Genomic DNA, 14,994 nt, shown 5'->3' on the forward strand with positions numbered 1-14,994 from the left:
ATGGCGTCAGCTGAGCTTGAGCTCCTGCAGCGGCTCGATGGCCTCGCCCTTGATCTGGTAGGCCCAGATGACGACCTTCGACGGGTCGACGTCGCCCTTGGAGTCGAACTTGATGTACTTCGACACACCCTGCTTGTCGTACGACTTCACGTACGCCAGGATGTCCGCCCGGGTCTTCTTGCCGTCCTTGAAGGCGTCCAGGTAGACCTTGGCGCCGTCGAAGCCCTCAGCACCGTAGGAGCCCGGCGCGATGCCGTACTCCTTCTGGTAGTCGGCGGAGAAGGTGCCGCCGGCCTTGTCGGCCGGGAGGCACGGGCAGGTGATGATCGCGCCCTCGGCGCCGCCGGAGGCGCCCTTCGGGAAGGCCGGGTCGTACAGACCGTCCGGGCCGACGAACTTGGCCTGGATACCAGCAGCGCGCATCTGCTTCACCAGCGGGGCGGCCTCACGGGTGTAACCGCCGTAGAAGACGTAGTCCGCCTGCGCCGACTTGATCTTGGAGATGGTGGCGTCGAACTGCGCCTGCCGCTCCTGGATCTTGTCCTTGTTGACCACCAGCGGGCCGAGCTGCTTGCCCAGCTCGTCGGTGATGCCGGCGCCGTACGCGCTGGCGTCGTCGATCATGAAGACCTTCGCCGCGTTCTGCGCCTTCAGGTAGCTCGCCACCGCGCCGGCCTGCGTGCCGTCGTTGCCGACCACCCGGTAGAAGGACGTGTTGCCCTTCTGGGTCAGGTCCGTCCGGGTCGCCGACGGGCTGATCATGGCCAGGCCAGCCGCCTGGTAGATCGGCATGGTGGCGTCCGACTCACCGGAGAAGTGACCACCGATGACACCGAGGAACGAGTTGTCACCCGCGATCTGGTTCGCGAACGGGGTCGCCACAGCCGGGTCACCCTGGGTGTCGAACTCCTGCATGGTGACCTTGCAGTTCGGGTTCGCCTCGTTGAACTGCTTCACGGCGAGCTTCGCGCCGTTGAGCGACGGGATCACCAGACCCGCGTTGTCACCGGTGAACGCGCCGAAGATCGCGATCTTGCCACCGCAGTCACCGGACGCGGTCCCACCGTCGCCGCCACCGGAATCCTGGCAACCAGCCGCGACCACCAGGGTCGCGGCGAGCGCAACAGTGCCCAGCGCCCGTACATAGCTTCGCCTCACGGCTTCCTGACCTCCTCCAGATGCGGACGCGGCTGACCCGTAGTGACGGCGACAGCACGCGGACCGCAAATCCACCCACCCCGCAGGGACGCCCCCTGCGTAACGGCTCGTGATGGCGGAGCGTACCGACACCGCATACCGTCCCGGAAGGCCTGAACGCGGGGTCTGCGAAACCGTTACGAAGACGCGGGCAATCCTGTCGATGCCCGTAACAGGTGAATCCGTCGATCGGTCCTTAAGCCCACGGCCGGTCTGAGCGCGCCGCACACCCAACCGGACCGACGGAGCCCACCGAAAAGACGATCTGACCTGCGCAAACAATCCGGACAGTCGGCCGCCCGGCCACGGGACCACCAGGCCCCACCCTCAGGCGCCCACCCCGCCCGCCCACCACAGCCCGGACCGCGAACCGTCGTCCACCGCCAGCCACCACCGCTCACCCACCGCGACCAGCGCCACGTCCCGGTCGGCACCCGCCGCCACATCGAGCGGCATCGCGGCCTCCCGCCACGATCCACCCCGATCGGTCGACACCCACACCGAGTAACGCGCACCGTCCGTCACCGCGGCGAACAGCCGATCACCGGAGGCCACCAGCGACGCCACCTGAGGCACCCCCGCCGTGGACCGCCGCCCGAACGTCCCCGCCGCCACCCAGCCCGCCGCCTCCTGACGCCACGCGCCGAACGTCGCACCCCGCAGCCCGACCGCCACCGGCACCCCACCGGCCAGCGCCACCCGCTGCAACTCCTCGTACTCCGGGCCACCCGGCAACACCGTGCGCTGCCACGACCGCCCGTCCGGCGACGACCACACCGCCGGGTCCCGGTCGATCCGGCCGGCCGGCAGCAGACCACCCACGGCCAGCCAACCCGACGACGTCGCCGCGGCGTCGAACGCCCAGGTCACCCCCGTGGTGTCACTCGCCAGCCCCGGCGCGCCCTCCACCAGCGCGAACTCCGCCGCCTCCGGTGACGACACCCACGAGGCCGCACCCGCCGAACGGTTCCCCACGATCAACCAGCCCGACGGACCCGCCGCCAGGCGGGACACGTTCACCGCCTTCGGCCCGCCGTACGTCTCGAAGGACGCCTGCACCTCGACCAGCGCGCCGTCGGCCACCTGCCGCCACGTGCTCACCCGCGGATAGCCGTGCGCCCCGCCGACCTTCGCGCCGATCACCGCCGCCCGGCCGTCGCGGCACGCCACCGACGACAGCACGTTCTGCTTGCCGTAGAACGAATCCGCCCGCACCGGCAGGACCGTCCACGCCGTACCGTCCACGCTGGTCCAGACCGCCGGGCGCGTGCCGCCAGCGGCGTCCGCGACGCCGCCGACCAGGAACCACCGGCCCGCGCACGCCGCCACGTCGCGTACCAACAGGCGGCCCGCGCCACCCGGCGGCGCCGGCAGCGTCAACGCCTGCCACGCCGGCCGCAGCGCGGGCGCGGCGGCAGCGGACGGCCGCCCACCGGTCGGCGCGGTCGGCCCGTCACAGCCGGCGAGCAGCAGCGCGAACAGGCCGAACACCGCGATCACCCGTCGGACGGACACCCGTCGATGCTAACCAGCACCCGCCGCGCGCGGTGACCCCGAGCAGGGCAGACCCACTCAGACGGTCGGCTGCTGCGCCACCTCGCCGCCGGCGGTCTCCGCGAGGATCCGCTCGGCGACCTCCTTCATGGTCATCCGGTGGTCCATCGCCGTGCGCTGGATCCACTTGAACGCCTGCGGCTCGGTCATCCCGTACGTCGTCATCAGCGCGCCCTTGGCGCGCTCGACCGTCTTGCGGATCTCCAGGCGGTCGGTCAGGCTCGCGACCTCCGCCTCCAGGGCCGCGACCTCCGAGTAGCGCGAGAGCGCGATCTCCACCGCCGGGACCAGGTCACTCTTCTGGAAGGGCTTCACCAGGTACGCCATCGCGCCCGCCGCCCGCGCCCGCTCCACCAGGTCCCGCTGGCTGAACGCGGTCAGGATGATCACCGGGGCGATCCGGGCGCCGGCGATCCGCTCGGCGGCGGCCAGCCCATCCATGATCGGCATCTTGATGTCGAGGATGACGAGGTCGGGCTTCAACTCCTCGGCGAGGCGCACGGCGGTCTCGCCGTCGCCGGCCTCCCCCACCACCTCGTAGCCCTCTTCGACAAGCATCTCGGCGAGGTCCAGCCGGATCAGCGCCTCGTCCTCGGCGATCAGTACGCGCCTACGCTCGGCATCCGTCGGCATCTCAGCCACCAGCCCTACCCCCACCAGTTCGAACCCGACACCCGCCCAGCCGGGTGTCACCGCCCTCAGCGTAGTAGGTAACCTATCGGAGGCCACCAGAGCATTCGGCCAAGCGTCCCCGTATTCCAACTGGCAGAGAAGCGGAGCTCAAACCTCCGACAGTGTGGGTTCGAATCCCACCGGGGGCACCAAAACTTGTCGCACAGCCGTACCAAAATCGGGTTGTGCACCCATCTGAACTGCGCATAAAGGCTCGCGCTCTCCGCGCACGCGGGCAGAACATCCACTCGGTAGCTCGCTCACTCTCGGTGCCCTACTCCACAGTCTGGCACTGGTGCGTCGATCGACCCGAGCGGGCGAAGGTCGGCACGGAGCTTCGGTGCTTCCGTTGCCGGCCAGGTGTCGGCATTCCGACCGACCCAGCCGCCTACGCCTACCTGCTCGGCCTCTACCTGGGCGACGGTCATCTAGCCGTCTCGCCGAAGGTGCCGGTGCTTCGGATCGCCTGTACGGCGAGCTATCCGAACCTCATCAACGCGTGCGAATCGGCCATGCTGACCGTGCTGGCGTCGCGGGTGCAGAGGATCCCCAAGCAGGGCTGCGTATCGGTCGAGAGCAGCGGCAAGCACTGGCCGTGTCTGCTCCCCCAGCACGGCCCCGGCAAGAAGCACGAGCGACCGATCGTCCTGGCCGACTGGCAGCGCGATCTCGTCGCCGCCCACCCGGGCGACTTCCTGCGCGGACTGTTCCACTCCGACGGCTGCCGATTCGCCAACCGGGTGACCGTGCGGGGCAAGGAGTACGTCTACCCGCGCTACATGTTCATCAACGAGTCGACCGACATCATGGGGCTCTGCCAGTGGGGCCTCGACCTGCTCGGCATCGCCTGGCGGATGAACCGGCGCAACTCGCTCTCGGTGGCGCGGCGCGACGCTGTCGCCGCGCTGGACCGGCACGTCGGCCCCAAGTCCTGACTGCGGCCAGTGTGCCCGTGCGTGGGAGCCTGGCCGGGATACGAGTGCCGTCAGGCGAAGACAGGGGTGGCAACTGATGCGGGTGGTCATTTTCGGTGCGACCGGGATGGTCGGTCAGGGCGTGCTGCGGGAGTGTCTGCTCGCCGAGGACGTGCGGGAGGTGCTCACCGTCGGCCGGAGGCCGACCGGTAGGCAGGATCCGAAGCTGCGGGAGCTGACGGTCCCCGACGTGGGTGACCTGGAGGCGGTACGCGCGGAGCTGACCGGCGTCGACGCCTGCTTCTACTGCCTGGGCGTCTCGTCGCTGGGTCTAGACGAGGCGACGTACACCGGGATCAGCTACGACTACCCCCTCGCTGCGGCGCGGGTGTTGGCCGAGGTGAGTCCGCGGGTCACGTTCGTCTACGTCTCGGGTGTGGGGACCGATTCGTCGGAGCGGGGTCGGGTGATGTGGGCGCGGGTCAAGGGCCGTGCCGAGAACGCGATCATCGACCTGCTGCCCAACGGGTACGCGGCGCGACCGGGTTTCATCCAGCCGACGCACGGGGCGGTGTCGAAGACGCGGTGGTACCGGTTGGGGTACGCGGTCACCCGTCCGCTGTTCCCGGTGCTGCGGCGCCTCTTCCCCAACCAGGTCACCACGACGGACGGGATCGGTCGGGCGATGCTGCGCGTGGCCCGGGAGGGCGCGCCGACCCGGGTGTTGGGCAACCGCGAGCTGCGCTGATCAGGCGATCGTGTCGAGCGCCTGGGCGAGGTCGGCGCGCAGGTCGTCGGGGTCTTCCAGGCCGACGGAGAGGCGCAGCAGCGCGCCGTCGGGCTTCGCGTCGCCCTCGACGGGCCGGTGGGTGAGCGAGGCGGGGTGCTGGATGAGGGTGTCCACGCCGCCGAGGGACACGGCGTGGGTGATCAGTCGGCAGGCGGCGGCGACGGTGGCGGCGGCGGGCGCGCCGCCGCGTACCTCGAAGGCGAGCAGGCTGCCGGGGCCGGCCATCTGCCGGCCGACCAGCGCCGCCGGGTCGTACACCGAGGGGTGGTGCACCCGGTGTACGGCGTGGTGGTCGACGAGCCAGCCGGCGAGTTTCTCGGCGGTGGCCTGTTGGGCGCGGACCCGCAGCGGCAGGGTCTGCAGGCCGCGGTGCAGGAGGTAGCCGCCGAGGGGGTGCAGGATCGCGCCGGTGACGGCGCGGACCTGGCGCAGTCGGACGGCCCAGTCGGCGTCGCAGGCGACGACGCCGGCGAGGACGTCGCCGTGCCCGCCGATGCTCTTGGTGGCGCTGTGCAGGACGAGGGTGGCGCCGTGCCGAGCGGGTTGTTGGAGCACGGGGGTGGCGACGGTGTTGTCGACGAGCAGGGGTACGTCGCCGGCGGCGGTGGCGAGGGCGGCGATGTCGACGAGGTCGAGGGTGGGGTTGGCGGGCGTCTCGATGACGACCAGCGCGGTGTCGGGGCGGATGGCGGCGGCGACCTGGTCGGGGTGGGCCCAGGTGACGGTGGTGCCGAGCAGGCCGGTGGCGAGGACGTGGTCGGTGCCGCCGTAGAGGGGTCGGACGGCGACGATGTGGCGGTGGCCGTCGCGCGTGGCGGCGAGCAGGGTGGCGGTGAGGGCGGCCATGCCGCTGGCGAAGGCGACGGCCTGGGCGGTGCCCTCCAGTTCGGCGAGGGCCGTTTCGAAGCGGGCGACGGTGGGGTTCCAGAGCCGCTGGTAGACGGCGCTGCCGTCGGCGGGGAGGGTGCCGCCGGTGGCGAGTTGTTCGTAGGCGTTGCCGCCGTCGTCGACCGAGGGCAGTGGGTTGGTGGTGGAGAGGTCGATCGGTGGCACGTGCACGCCGAGCGTGCGCAGGTCGTCGCGGCCGGCGTGTACGGCCCGGGTGTCCACCGTCGTCATGGCGGTAGCGTCGAACATCCGGTGCCGAGAGGGCAATGGTTTGGTGAATAATTCTGGAATGAGGGCTGGCTTCGTCGGAATATTCGGCGGAGGATGCTCGGATGCCCCCTGAGCCGAACGAAGTGCGGCCGTATCCGGCCCTGGACGAGGTGGACCGCGCGATCCTCGCCGAGTTGGCGGCGGACGGCCGGTTGCCGAACAACGCGCTCGCCGAGCGGGTGGGGGTGGCGCCGTCGACGTGCCTGACGCGGACGCGGGCGTTGCGCGAGCGCGGGGCGATCCGGGGTTTCCACGCGGAGGTGGATCCGGCCGCGCTGGGTCTGCCGTTGCAGGCGTTGGTGTCGGTGCGGTTGACCGCGCACGAGCGGGCGGCGGTGGACGCGTTCCGGGCCCGGTCGGTGCGCCTGCCCGGGGTGGTGTCGGTGTTCCACGTGGCCGGCGCGGAGGATTACGTGCTGCACGTGCGGGCGGCGTCGGGTGACGCGCTGCGGGACTTCGTGCTGGATCATCTCGCGGTCGATCCGGTGGTGCAGCACACGCAGACCAGCCTGATCTTCGAGCAGGCCCGCGGGGTGGGGTGAGCGGCAGCCGGAATGAATGGGCAGGCCAGGGAGTTGGCACTGCGTGTGATCACCGTACCGTTGTCTGTTCTTGATCTTGCCCCGGTCGCTCGCGGGACCACCGCCGGAGCGGCCCTGCAGGCCACCACCGAGCTGGCCCGACGCACCGAGGAGCTGGGCTACCACCGGTTCTGGGTGGCCGAGCACCACAACATGCCGGCGATCGCCAGCTCCGCGCCGGCGGTCCTGCTGGCGCACCTGGCGGCGAACACGTCGACGATCCGCCTCGGCTCGGGCGGGGTGATGCTGCCCAACCACGCGCCGCTGGTGGTGGCCGAGCAGTTCGGCACCCTGGAGGCGCTGCACCCCGGTCGGATCGACCTGGGCATCGGGCGGGCCCCGGGCACCGACCAGGTGACCGCGCTGGCGTTGCGGCGCACCATGGAGGGCCTGTCGGCGGAGGGTTTCCCGCGTGAGCTGGCGGACCTGATGAACTACTTCAGCGGGGAGAAGCCGGGGCAGATCATCGCCACCCCGGGCCGGGGTGAGCAGCCGGCCGTCTGGCTGCTCGGCTCCAGCGGCTTCAGCGCCCAGCTGGCCGGCCTGCTGGGTCTGCCGTTCTCCTTCGCGCACCACTTCAGCTCGGCGAACACGCTGCCGGCGCTGGCGCTGTACCGGCAGAACTTCCGGCCGTCGCAGTGGCTGGACAAGCCGTACGCGATGGTGGCCGTCAACGCGGTCTGCGCCGAGACCGACGAGCGGGCCGAGTGGCTGGCCGGGCCGAGCGCGCTGTCGTTTCTGAAGCTGCGCTCCGGCCGACCGGAGCCGCTGTCGACGCCCGACGAGGCGGCGGCGTACCCGTACACCGAGATCGAGCGCGAGTTCGTGCTGCAGCGGCGTGACGGTCAGGCGCTGGGCTCGCCGGAGACGGTGCGCCGGCAGCTGACCGAGTTGCAGGAGCGCACCGGCGCGGACGAGCTGATGCTGACCACCCTGGTCTACGACGTCGCCGACCGGGTGCGGTCGTACGAGTTGATCGCCGAGCAGGTGGCGGGGGGTCTGCGCCGGGACGCGTGAAACACGATCTTCACGTCAGCGTCACCCCCGCGACCCGGACGGTGCCTAATGTTGGTGCCGGTGGTGGTACGGCATTCCCGGTCGGGACGGGTCGGGAATGCCGCGGTGTGGAGCACCGGGCCGGAGCTGTGCGGATTCCGCGGCTGCGGCCCGGTGCCTGCCACCCTAGGCGAACCCGATCAGGACCGCCAGGGTCAGATCAGCGTAGGTAGATGTTCGGGGTGGGTGGGCTGGCCATTCCGTCGCCGATGAAGAACCCCGGGTGTGGCGGCTGGTTGTAGGCGGTGTTCTGCCACGCGATCGCCACGCGGTACTGCGGATCGTGCATCAGGGTGTGGATCCGGGTGCTGGTCGGAGTGGGCGTGCTGTAGATGCGCAGCGCCCGGCTGTCGGTGGTTCGCCAGATCACCTCCTCGCGCCAGTCGCCGAGGATGTCGCCGGAGAGCGCCGGCGTGGACTTGGTGCCGTTGTTGGACGCCACCTGATCGCCGGTGAGCAGCCGGGTCTCGCCGCTGGTGCCGTACTTGTCGATCTTCGTACCGTCCAGCAGCTCCCGGACCGGGTCGCCGTCCCACCAGGCGAGGAAGTTCGTCGACGACGGCTTGCGCCCGATGTTCTGCCCGCGCGTGTTGGCCAGGCCGGACACGGCCGCCGACCACGACTCCGCGCCGGGGCTGCCCGCCCAGATGTCCGCGGAGACACCCCGGCCGTTGTCGCCGGAAGCCGGCGTGGACCACAGGATCTGACCGGTACGGGCGTCCGCGAACCAGGAGCTGGGCTTGCTCGCGTCCTCGTCGACCTTGAACACCTCCAGGCCGGCGCGGCCCGGGTCGAGGTCCCCGACGTGCAGGGCGTCGCCGTGCCCGTTGCCCGTCGAGTAGAGCAACCGACCGTTGTCGTCGATCGTGGCGGCGCCGTAGACGATCTCCTGGCGGCCGTCGGCGTCGACGTCGGCCACGGAGAGCTGGTGGTTGCCCTGACCGGCGGCGGCGCCGTTGCCGGAGGCGTTCGAGTCGAACGTCCAGCGCTTGGTCAGCGTGCCGTTACGGAAGTCCCAGGCCGCGATGACCGCCCGGGTGTAGTAGCCCCGGGCCATGATCAGCGAGGGACGCTGCCCGTCCAGGTAGGCGGTGCCGGCGAGGAACCGGTCCACCCGGTTGCCGTACGAGTCGCCCCAGGACGACACGGTGCCGCGCGGCGGGTCGTAGTTCACGGTGGATGCGATCGCGCCGGTCTGACCGTTGAACATGGTCAGGTACTCCGGGCCGGAGAGCACGTAGCCGCTGGAGTTGCGGTAGTCCGCCGACGACGAGCCGATGAGCTGACCGGTGCCGGAGCGGGTGCCGTCGGCGGTCTTCATGGCCACCTCGGCGCGGCCGTCACCGTCGTAGTCGTACACCTGGAACTGGGTGTAGTGGGCGCCGGCGCGGATGTTGCGGCCCAGGTCGATCCGCCACAACCGGGTGCCGGTCAGGGTGTACGCGTCGACGTAGACGTTGCCGGTGTAGCCGGACTGGGAGTTGTCCTTGGCATTCGACGGATCCCACTTGAGCACGATCTCGTAGGTGCCGTCGCCGTTGAGGTCGCCGACGGAGGCGTCGTTGGCGCTGTAGGTGTAGCTCTCCCCGCTGGGGGTGGTCCCGCCGGCCGGCACCTGCAACGGCACGTCCAGGTATCCGTTGGCGAACTGCAGGGCGGGCGCGGACGCCGCCTGCTCGGCGCCGCCCACCACGGCCCGCACGGTGTACGCCGACCCGGCCGCCGCGCCGTTGTCGAGGTAGCTGGTGGCGCCGGTGATCGGGCTGGCGTTGACCCTGGTCGAGCCGCGGTAGAGGTTGAACGCCACGCCGGAGGTCTCGGTGCCGAGCAGCCGCCAGGAGACCAGGTTGCCGCTGCCGGAGCGGACGCTGATCAACCCTCGGTCCAGGTTCTCCATCTGCTTCGCCCCGGCCGGAGGCGTGGTGGGTGGCGGCGTGGTGGGTGGCGGCGTCGTCGGTGGCGGGGTGGTCGGTGGCGGGGTGGTCGGTGGCGGGGTGGTCGGTGGCGGGGTGGTCGGGCCGTCGGTGGCCGGCGCCCCGGTGCAGGTGACGCCGTTGAGCGCGAAGCTGGCCGGCACCGGGTTGCTGCTCGTCCACGAGGCGTTGAACCCGAACGAGGCGGTGCCGTTGGTGGCGAGGGCGCCGTTGTAGTCGACGTTGCGCGCGGTCACCTGGGCGCCGGACTGGGTGACGGTGGCGTTCCACGCCTGGGTGACCTGCTGGCCGGCGGCGTACGACCAGGTGAGGGCCCAGCCGTTGACCTCCTCGCCGAGGTTGGTGATGGTGACGTTGGCGCCGAAGCCGCCCTGCCACTGGTTGGTGACCTGGTAGTCGACGCGACAGCCGACGGCGGCGGCCGAGGCGACGACCGTGCCGACGGCGCCGGCCACGACGGCGGCGGCCGTCGACGCGGCCAGCACGATCAGCCGTTGTCTGGACGGGTGCATGAACTGCCTCCGGAGGATCCGGTGATGACCGCTGTGGTCCACCTGCCCTGCCCGGGAAGCACGGTGAACGGCCCGCCGCCGCGGCGACGAACGGCGATCTGGTCGGGGTGAAACGCCCTGGAACTCGCGGATCCGGCTCAGCCGCATCGTAAGGCAAGCGCTTTCCGCTCCGCAATATCGACGGATGTCACACCCCACCGTGAACCGTGTGCTCTTGCCCCGCGGTGGGATGCCTGATCAACTCGTACGGGTGAGCGCCCCGCACATGGACCCGGACGAGTTCCGCCGCGCCGGCCACGCCGTCGTCGACTGGATCGCCGACTACTGGACGACGCTGCACCAGCGGCCGGTCGCCCCGGCCGACCCACCCGGGACGGTGGCCAAGGCCCTGCCGAGCGCGCCGCCCACCACCGGCGGCGAGCCGGTCGAGGCGGTCCTCGCCGATCTGGACGCGATCGTCCTACCGGGGCTGACCCACTGGCAGCACCCGAGCTTCTTCGGCTACTTCCCCGCGAACACCTCCGGCCCGAGTCTGCTCGGCGACCTGGTCAGTTCGGGCCTCGGCGTGCAGGGCATGCTGTGGGCCAGCAGCCCGGCCTGCACCGAGCTGGAGACGGTCATGATGGACTGGCTGGCCCAGCTGCTCGACCTGCCGCAACGCTTCCGGTCGACCGGCGCCGGTGGCGGCGTCATCCAGGACTCGGCCTCCTCGGCGACCCTGGTGGCCACCCTCGCCGCGCTGCACCGCGCCAGCGCGGGTCGCTGGCGCGTCACCGGAATCGACAGGCGCTATCGCGCGTACACCTCCGTGCACGGGCACTCCTCGATCGAGAAGGCCGCACGGATCGCCGGGTTGGGCGGCGACGGGATCCGGTCGATCGACGTGGACCCGGACACCCAGGCGCTGCGCCCCGACGCGCTGCGGGCCGCGATCGAGGCGGACCTGGCCGCCGGGGACGTACCCGCCATCGTGGTCGCCACCATCGGCACCACCTCCACCACCGCCGTCGATCCGCTGCCCGAGATCGGGGCGATCTGCGCCGAGTACGGGATCTGGCTGCACGTGGACGCGGCGTACGCGGGCGCCGCCGCCGTCTGCCCCGAGCTGCGCTGGTCGCACGCCGGCCTGGAGTACGCGGACTCCTACTGTTTCGACCCGCACAAGTGGCTGCTCACCGGCTTCGACTGCGACGCGTTCTGGGTGGCCGACCGCGCCGAACTGATCGAAGCGCTGACCGTGCTCCCGGAGTTCCTGCGCAACGCCGCCTCCGAATCCGGGGCGGTGATCGACTACCGGGACTGGCAGGTGCCCCTGGGCCGCCGCTTCCGGGCCCTGAAGCTGTGGTTCGTGCTGCGCTGGTACGGCGCCGAGGGGCTGCGTGCGCACATCCGCTCCGGCGTGGCGCTGGCCGCCCGGTTCGCCGACCGGGTCCGCGCGGACGACCGGTTCGAGCTGGCCGCGGCGCACCCGTTCTCGCTGGTCTGCTTCCGGCTGCGCGCCGACGACGACACCAACGCCGAGCTGCTGGCCCGGGTCAACGGCACCGGGCGGGCACACCTGACCCACACCCGCGTGGCCGGCCGCTACACGCTGCGGCTGGCCGTCGGCGCACCGCAGACCACCGAGGCACACGTCGACGAGGCGTGGACGTTGCTCGCCGGCGCGGCCGACGACCTCCCCACCCACTGACCCGCGCCCCGCCGGTCAGCGCGGGCTGGGCGTACCCGTTGTGGCCAGATCCGCCGGCACCACGTCGGCGGCGGGAGCGACGGCCGGGGCGGCGGGAGCGACGGCGGGAGCGACGCTCGGGGCGGCGGGAGTGACGGTCGGGGCGGCGGCGACGGTGGCGCGGGCGCGGCGGGCGCGGCGCAGGGCCCGCACGGCGAAGATCAGCGCGGTCAGCCAAGCGGCGGCCAGCAGGGCGTACAGGGTGGGGCGGAGCGGGCCGTCCAGCTCGGCGGACCGGATCAGGGTGCGGGCGTTGGTCAGCACGATCACGCCACCGACCGCCGCGCCCAGCAGTTGGGCGGGCACGATGCGCACCAGCCAGGCGGCCAGCGGGGCGGCGATGAGCCCGCCGATCAGCAGGGCCACGACGGTGGGGAGAAGGAACCCCTCCGTGCCCAGCCCGATCAGGAAACCGACGCTAGCGGCGCCGGCCACGACGAACTCGGCGGTGTCGACCGAGCCGATCACCTTGCGGGGCTCCATCCGACCGGAGACCAGCAGCGCCGGGGTGGCGACCGGGCCCCACCCGCCACCGCCGGTCGCGTCGACGAAGCCGGCGACCAGGCCCAGGGGGCCGAGGAAGCGTCCGCGCAGCCGTCCGCCGACCCGGCCGGTACGCAGCGGTCGGGCGAAGCGCAGCAGCAGGTACGCACCCAAAGTGAAGAGGATGGCGGCCATCCACGGCGCGGCCGACTCGGTGGAGATCGAGCTGAGCAGGGTGGCCCCGGCGAACGCGCCGATCGCGCCCGGCAGGGCGATGCGGGTCACCACCCGCCAGTCGACGTTGCCGAACCGCCAGTGTGCGACCCCGGCCGCGAGCGTGGTGCCGATCTCGGCCAGGTGCACCGACGCCGATGCGGCAGCGGGAGCGACCCCGACGACCAGCAGCAACGTGGACGAGGTCAACCCGTACGCCATACCGAGCGAACCATCGATCAACTGCGCGACGAGCCCGACCAGAGCGAGGACCAGCAGCTTGCGCACGAGCGCCCCCTGACTTTTCGGTATTTCCTATCGACTTGGTCGACAATGCGGCACGGGGCAGCCCGGGTCAAGCCCTCGACCGGGGGGTGGGACGCCACCGCGAGGCGCGGCCGGGCCGGACCGCCACGCGCCGTACCCCGGCAATGCGACGCATTCCCGCAGACCAACCGCCCGGACGCGCCTGCGCGGGGCGTCGCGACCGCGCACGCTCCTCCACCACGGCAAGATCTTGGACAGTTTCCGTTCGGCGCGGACGGAAACTGTCCAAGATCTCGCGGAAGCCGCGCCGCGGCGTCGCAGCGGGTATCAGGCCGGGCATCGGCCGGCGCTCAGATCCAGGCGCGCGCGCCGGCGACCAGCTCGGTGACGCGGGCCGGCAACGCGCCGGCTGCCAACTCAGATCCAGGCGCGCGCGCCGGCGACCAGCTCGGTGACGCGGGCCGGCAGAGTGCCCGCTGCCAACTCAGATCCAGGCGCGCGGGTCGGCGGCCAGCTCGGTGACGCGGGCCGGCAACGTGCCCGCGGCCACGTCGGCGACGCTGACCAGTTCGAGGATCTCCCGCTCGCTGGCGCGCAGCGCGATCCAGACCTCCTGCAGGGCACGGGCCGGGCCGTGGTAGCCGAGCTGTTCGGGGCGCTGCCCCCGGACGTGCGCGAGCGGCCCGTCGATCACCCGGATCACCTCCGCGAGAGAGATCTCCTCGGCCGGGCGGGCCAACCAGTAGCCGCCCTCCGGGCCGCGCTGGGCGTGCACGATGCCACCCCGACGCAGTTGCAGCAGGATGCTCTCCAGGAACTTCGGCGGGATCTCCTGCGCACGCGCGATCTGGTCGGCGGTGACCGGCCGGCCCCGCCCGGGGCCACTGGCCGTCGCGGCGAGCTCGGCGGCCGCGCGGAGGGCGTAGTCGACCCGGGCGGAGAGACGCATGCCGGCAAGGTTAGCCCGCAGGTCATCCGGCCGGGTCGGCGACCCTCGGCCGATCGGTCACGCATCGACGATTAGCCAATAACGTCGGACGCCGTGATCCACTAGCCGGTGGGGCCCGGAATGCTGATTCGGCGCGTCCTTATGCTGGGCGGGCGGTATTACTGCCGGACCGGTTACGGGGGCTCGGCAGGACATTGATAAACACCCGGTTCCACCCGGGGGGAAGGCAACACGATGACCGATGTCGCCACACGCACCTGGGATGGCATGACCATCCCGATCGCCGGCACCTATCGCCTCGATCAGGCGCACAAGCGGATCGGTTTCCTGTCCCGCCACATGATGGTGAGCCCGGTCCGCGGCGAGTTCGCCGAGGCGAGCGCGGAGATCTTCCTGGCGGAGGATCCGCTGCGCTCCAGCGTGACCGCCACCATCGCGGCGGCGAGCATCTCCACCGGGAGCGTCGACCGGGACACCCACCTGAAAAGCGCCGACTTCCTCGACGTGGAGCGTTATCCCACGCTCGAATATCGAAGCACGGGCATTAACTGGCAGAGCGACGAGGACCCGATTTTCCACTGGGCACGCCTGCGAAACCACCGATTCGGCGGACGAGGCAGAAGTCACAATCCCCCGCCGCAGTCCGAGCCCAATCGATTTGTGCTCACCGGCGAGTTGACGGTAAAGGGGATCACTCGCGCGGTGGACCTTCAGGTGAATTTCGGCGGCGCCCGTCGTGATCCGTACGGGCAGAACATCTTCGGATTCAGCGCGACAGCCGAGATCAACCGGGAGGACTACGGCCTGCTCTGGAATGTCGCGCTGGAGAGCGGCGGCGTTCTGGTCGGGAAGACCGTGCAGATCGAAATCGCCGGCGAGGCCATCCACGCGGCGTGACCGGGCCGACGGCCCGAGGGGGGCCGACGGCCCAGGGCCGACGAATCAGGCGCCGACGAATCAGGCGCCGACGAATCAGGCGCCGACG

At 71.3% G+C, this 14,994-nt stretch carries 13 protein-coding genes and 1 tRNA gene; 7 read left to right on the forward strand and 7 right to left on the reverse strand.

Features of this window, described 5'->3' with window-relative positions; translation table 11 throughout:
* Window positions 1-6: 6 nt before the first annotated feature.
* From ABZT87_RS09425 to ABZT87_RS09435, 3 genes are all read right to left on the reverse strand, one after another.
* Complete coding sequence (locus tag ABZT87_RS09425; RefSeq protein WP_355134740.1) at window positions 7-1,158, reverse strand: branched-chain amino acid ABC transporter substrate-binding protein; 1,152 nt, start codon at window positions 1,156-1,158, stop codon at window positions 7-9.
* Between the two features lie 366 nt (window positions 1,159-1,524).
* Entirely contained in the window at window positions 1,525-2,712 is a 1,188-nt protein-coding gene (locus ABZT87_RS09430; protein WP_355134742.1) for a hypothetical protein, read from the reverse strand.
* A 57-nt stretch (window positions 2,713-2,769) separates the two neighbouring features.
* Window positions 2,770-3,393 carry a response regulator gene (locus ABZT87_RS09435; RefSeq protein WP_234584542.1) on the reverse strand — a complete coding sequence of 208 codons (624 nt, stop codon included), beginning with the start codon at window positions 3,391-3,393 and terminating at the stop codon, window positions 2,770-2,772.
* Between the two features lie 105 nt (window positions 3,394-3,498).
* On the opposite strand from ABZT87_RS09435, the gene ABZT87_RS09440 reads away from it, so the two are divergent.
* The 3 genes from ABZT87_RS09440 (at window position 3,499) to ABZT87_RS09450 (ending at window position 5,085) form a co-directional block, all read left to right on the forward strand.
* A tRNA-Leu gene (locus ABZT87_RS09440) sits at window positions 3,499-3,575 on the forward strand.
* A 117-nt stretch (window positions 3,576-3,692) separates the two neighbouring features.
* Window positions 3,693-4,358, forward strand: a complete 666-nt coding sequence (locus ABZT87_RS09445; protein WP_355134744.1) for a transcriptional regulator — start codon at window positions 3,693-3,695, stop codon at window positions 4,356-4,358.
* A gap of 76 nt (window positions 4,359-4,434) precedes the next feature.
* A complete protein-coding gene (locus ABZT87_RS09450) occupies window positions 4,435-5,085 on the forward strand; it encodes an NAD-dependent epimerase/dehydratase family protein (RefSeq protein ID WP_355134746.1) in 651 nt (216 codons plus the stop codon).
* Here the strand turns inward: ABZT87_RS09450 and ABZT87_RS09455 are convergent, their stop codons facing one another.
* Window positions 5,086-6,264: an aminotransferase class I/II-fold pyridoxal phosphate-dependent enzyme gene (locus tag ABZT87_RS09455; RefSeq protein WP_355134748.1), complete on the reverse strand. Its 1,179-nt coding sequence runs from the start codon at window positions 6,262-6,264 to the stop codon at window positions 5,086-5,088. It abuts the gene before it with no gap.
* 83 nt (window positions 6,265-6,347) lie between these two features.
* On the opposite strand from ABZT87_RS09455, the gene ABZT87_RS09460 reads away from it, so the two are divergent.
* Together ABZT87_RS09460 and ABZT87_RS09465 are read left to right on the forward strand one after the other, a co-directional pair.
* Window positions 6,348-6,827: an Lrp/AsnC family transcriptional regulator gene (locus ABZT87_RS09460; protein ID WP_354861434.1), complete on the forward strand. Its 480-nt coding sequence runs from the start codon at window positions 6,348-6,350 to the stop codon at window positions 6,825-6,827.
* Window positions 6,828-6,860: 33 nt separating this feature from the next.
* Complete coding sequence (locus tag ABZT87_RS09465; protein ID WP_355134750.1) at window positions 6,861-7,883, forward strand: LLM class flavin-dependent oxidoreductase; 1,023 nt, start codon at window positions 6,861-6,863, stop codon at window positions 7,881-7,883.
* A 199-nt stretch (window positions 7,884-8,082) separates the two neighbouring features.
* Here ABZT87_RS09465 and ABZT87_RS09470 read toward each other — a convergent pair whose 3' ends face one another.
* Window positions 8,083-10,368 (reverse strand): cellulose binding domain-containing protein, encoded by a 2,286-nt coding sequence (locus ABZT87_RS09470; protein ID WP_355134752.1) that lies wholly within the window; start codon window positions 10,366-10,368, stop codon window positions 8,083-8,085.
* A 250-nt stretch (window positions 10,369-10,618) separates the two neighbouring features.
* Between ABZT87_RS09470 and ABZT87_RS09475 the strand changes: the two genes are divergently transcribed.
* Window positions 10,619-12,058 (forward strand): pyridoxal-dependent decarboxylase, encoded by a 1,440-nt coding sequence (locus ABZT87_RS09475; RefSeq protein WP_355134754.1) that lies wholly within the window; start codon window positions 10,619-10,621, stop codon window positions 12,056-12,058.
* 15 nt (window positions 12,059-12,073) lie between these two features.
* Here the strand turns inward: ABZT87_RS09475 and ABZT87_RS09480 are convergent, their stop codons facing one another.
* Together ABZT87_RS09480 and ABZT87_RS09485 are read right to left on the reverse strand one after the other, a co-directional pair.
* On the reverse strand, window positions 12,074-13,081 hold the full coding sequence (locus tag ABZT87_RS09480; protein WP_355068180.1) for a sulfite exporter TauE/SafE family protein: 1,008 nt from the start codon (window positions 13,079-13,081) through the stop codon (window positions 12,074-12,076).
* Between the two features lie 463 nt (window positions 13,082-13,544).
* Window positions 13,545-14,009 carry an Rrf2 family transcriptional regulator gene (locus ABZT87_RS09485; protein ID WP_007462839.1) on the reverse strand — a complete coding sequence of 155 codons (465 nt, stop codon included), beginning with the start codon at window positions 14,007-14,009 and terminating at the stop codon, window positions 13,545-13,547.
* 234 nt (window positions 14,010-14,243) lie between these two features.
* Between ABZT87_RS09485 and ABZT87_RS09490 the strand changes: the two genes are divergently transcribed.
* Window positions 14,244-14,906, forward strand: a complete 663-nt coding sequence (locus tag ABZT87_RS09490) for a YceI family protein (RefSeq protein WP_354863371.1) — start codon at window positions 14,244-14,246, stop codon at window positions 14,904-14,906.
* The last annotated feature ends 88 nt before the right edge of the window (window positions 14,907-14,994 follow it).

It is taken from the genome of Micromonospora sp. NPDC005237 (assembly GCF_040607775.1).
In the GTDB taxonomy this organism is placed as follows: Bacteria; Actinomycetota; Actinomycetes; order Mycobacteriales; family Micromonosporaceae; genus Micromonospora.

What these genes read in the sequence shown, in the direction of transcription:
- ABZT87_RS09455 (WP_355134748.1), bottom strand. Translation starts at nt 6,264, where the DNA reads ATGTTCGACGCTACCGCCATGACGACGGTGGACACCCGGGCCGTACAC.
- ABZT87_RS09470 (WP_355134752.1), bottom strand. Translation starts at nt 10,368, where the DNA reads ATGCACCCGTCCAGACAACGGCTGATCGTGCTGGCCGCGTCGACGGCC.
- ABZT87_RS09460 (WP_354861434.1), top strand. Translation starts at nt 6,348, where the DNA reads ATGCCCCCTGAGCCGAACGAAGTGCGGCCGTATCCGGCCCTGGACGAG.
- ABZT87_RS09450 (WP_355134746.1), top strand. Translation starts at nt 4,435, where the DNA reads ATGCGGGTGGTCATTTTCGGTGCGACCGGGATGGTCGGTCAGGGCGTG.
- ABZT87_RS09490 (WP_354863371.1), top strand. Translation starts at nt 14,244, where the DNA reads ATGACCGATGTCGCCACACGCACCTGGGATGGCATGACCATCCCGATC.
- ABZT87_RS09485 (WP_007462839.1), bottom strand. Translation starts at nt 14,009, where the DNA reads ATGCGTCTCTCCGCCCGGGTCGACTACGCCCTCCGCGCGGCCGCCGAG.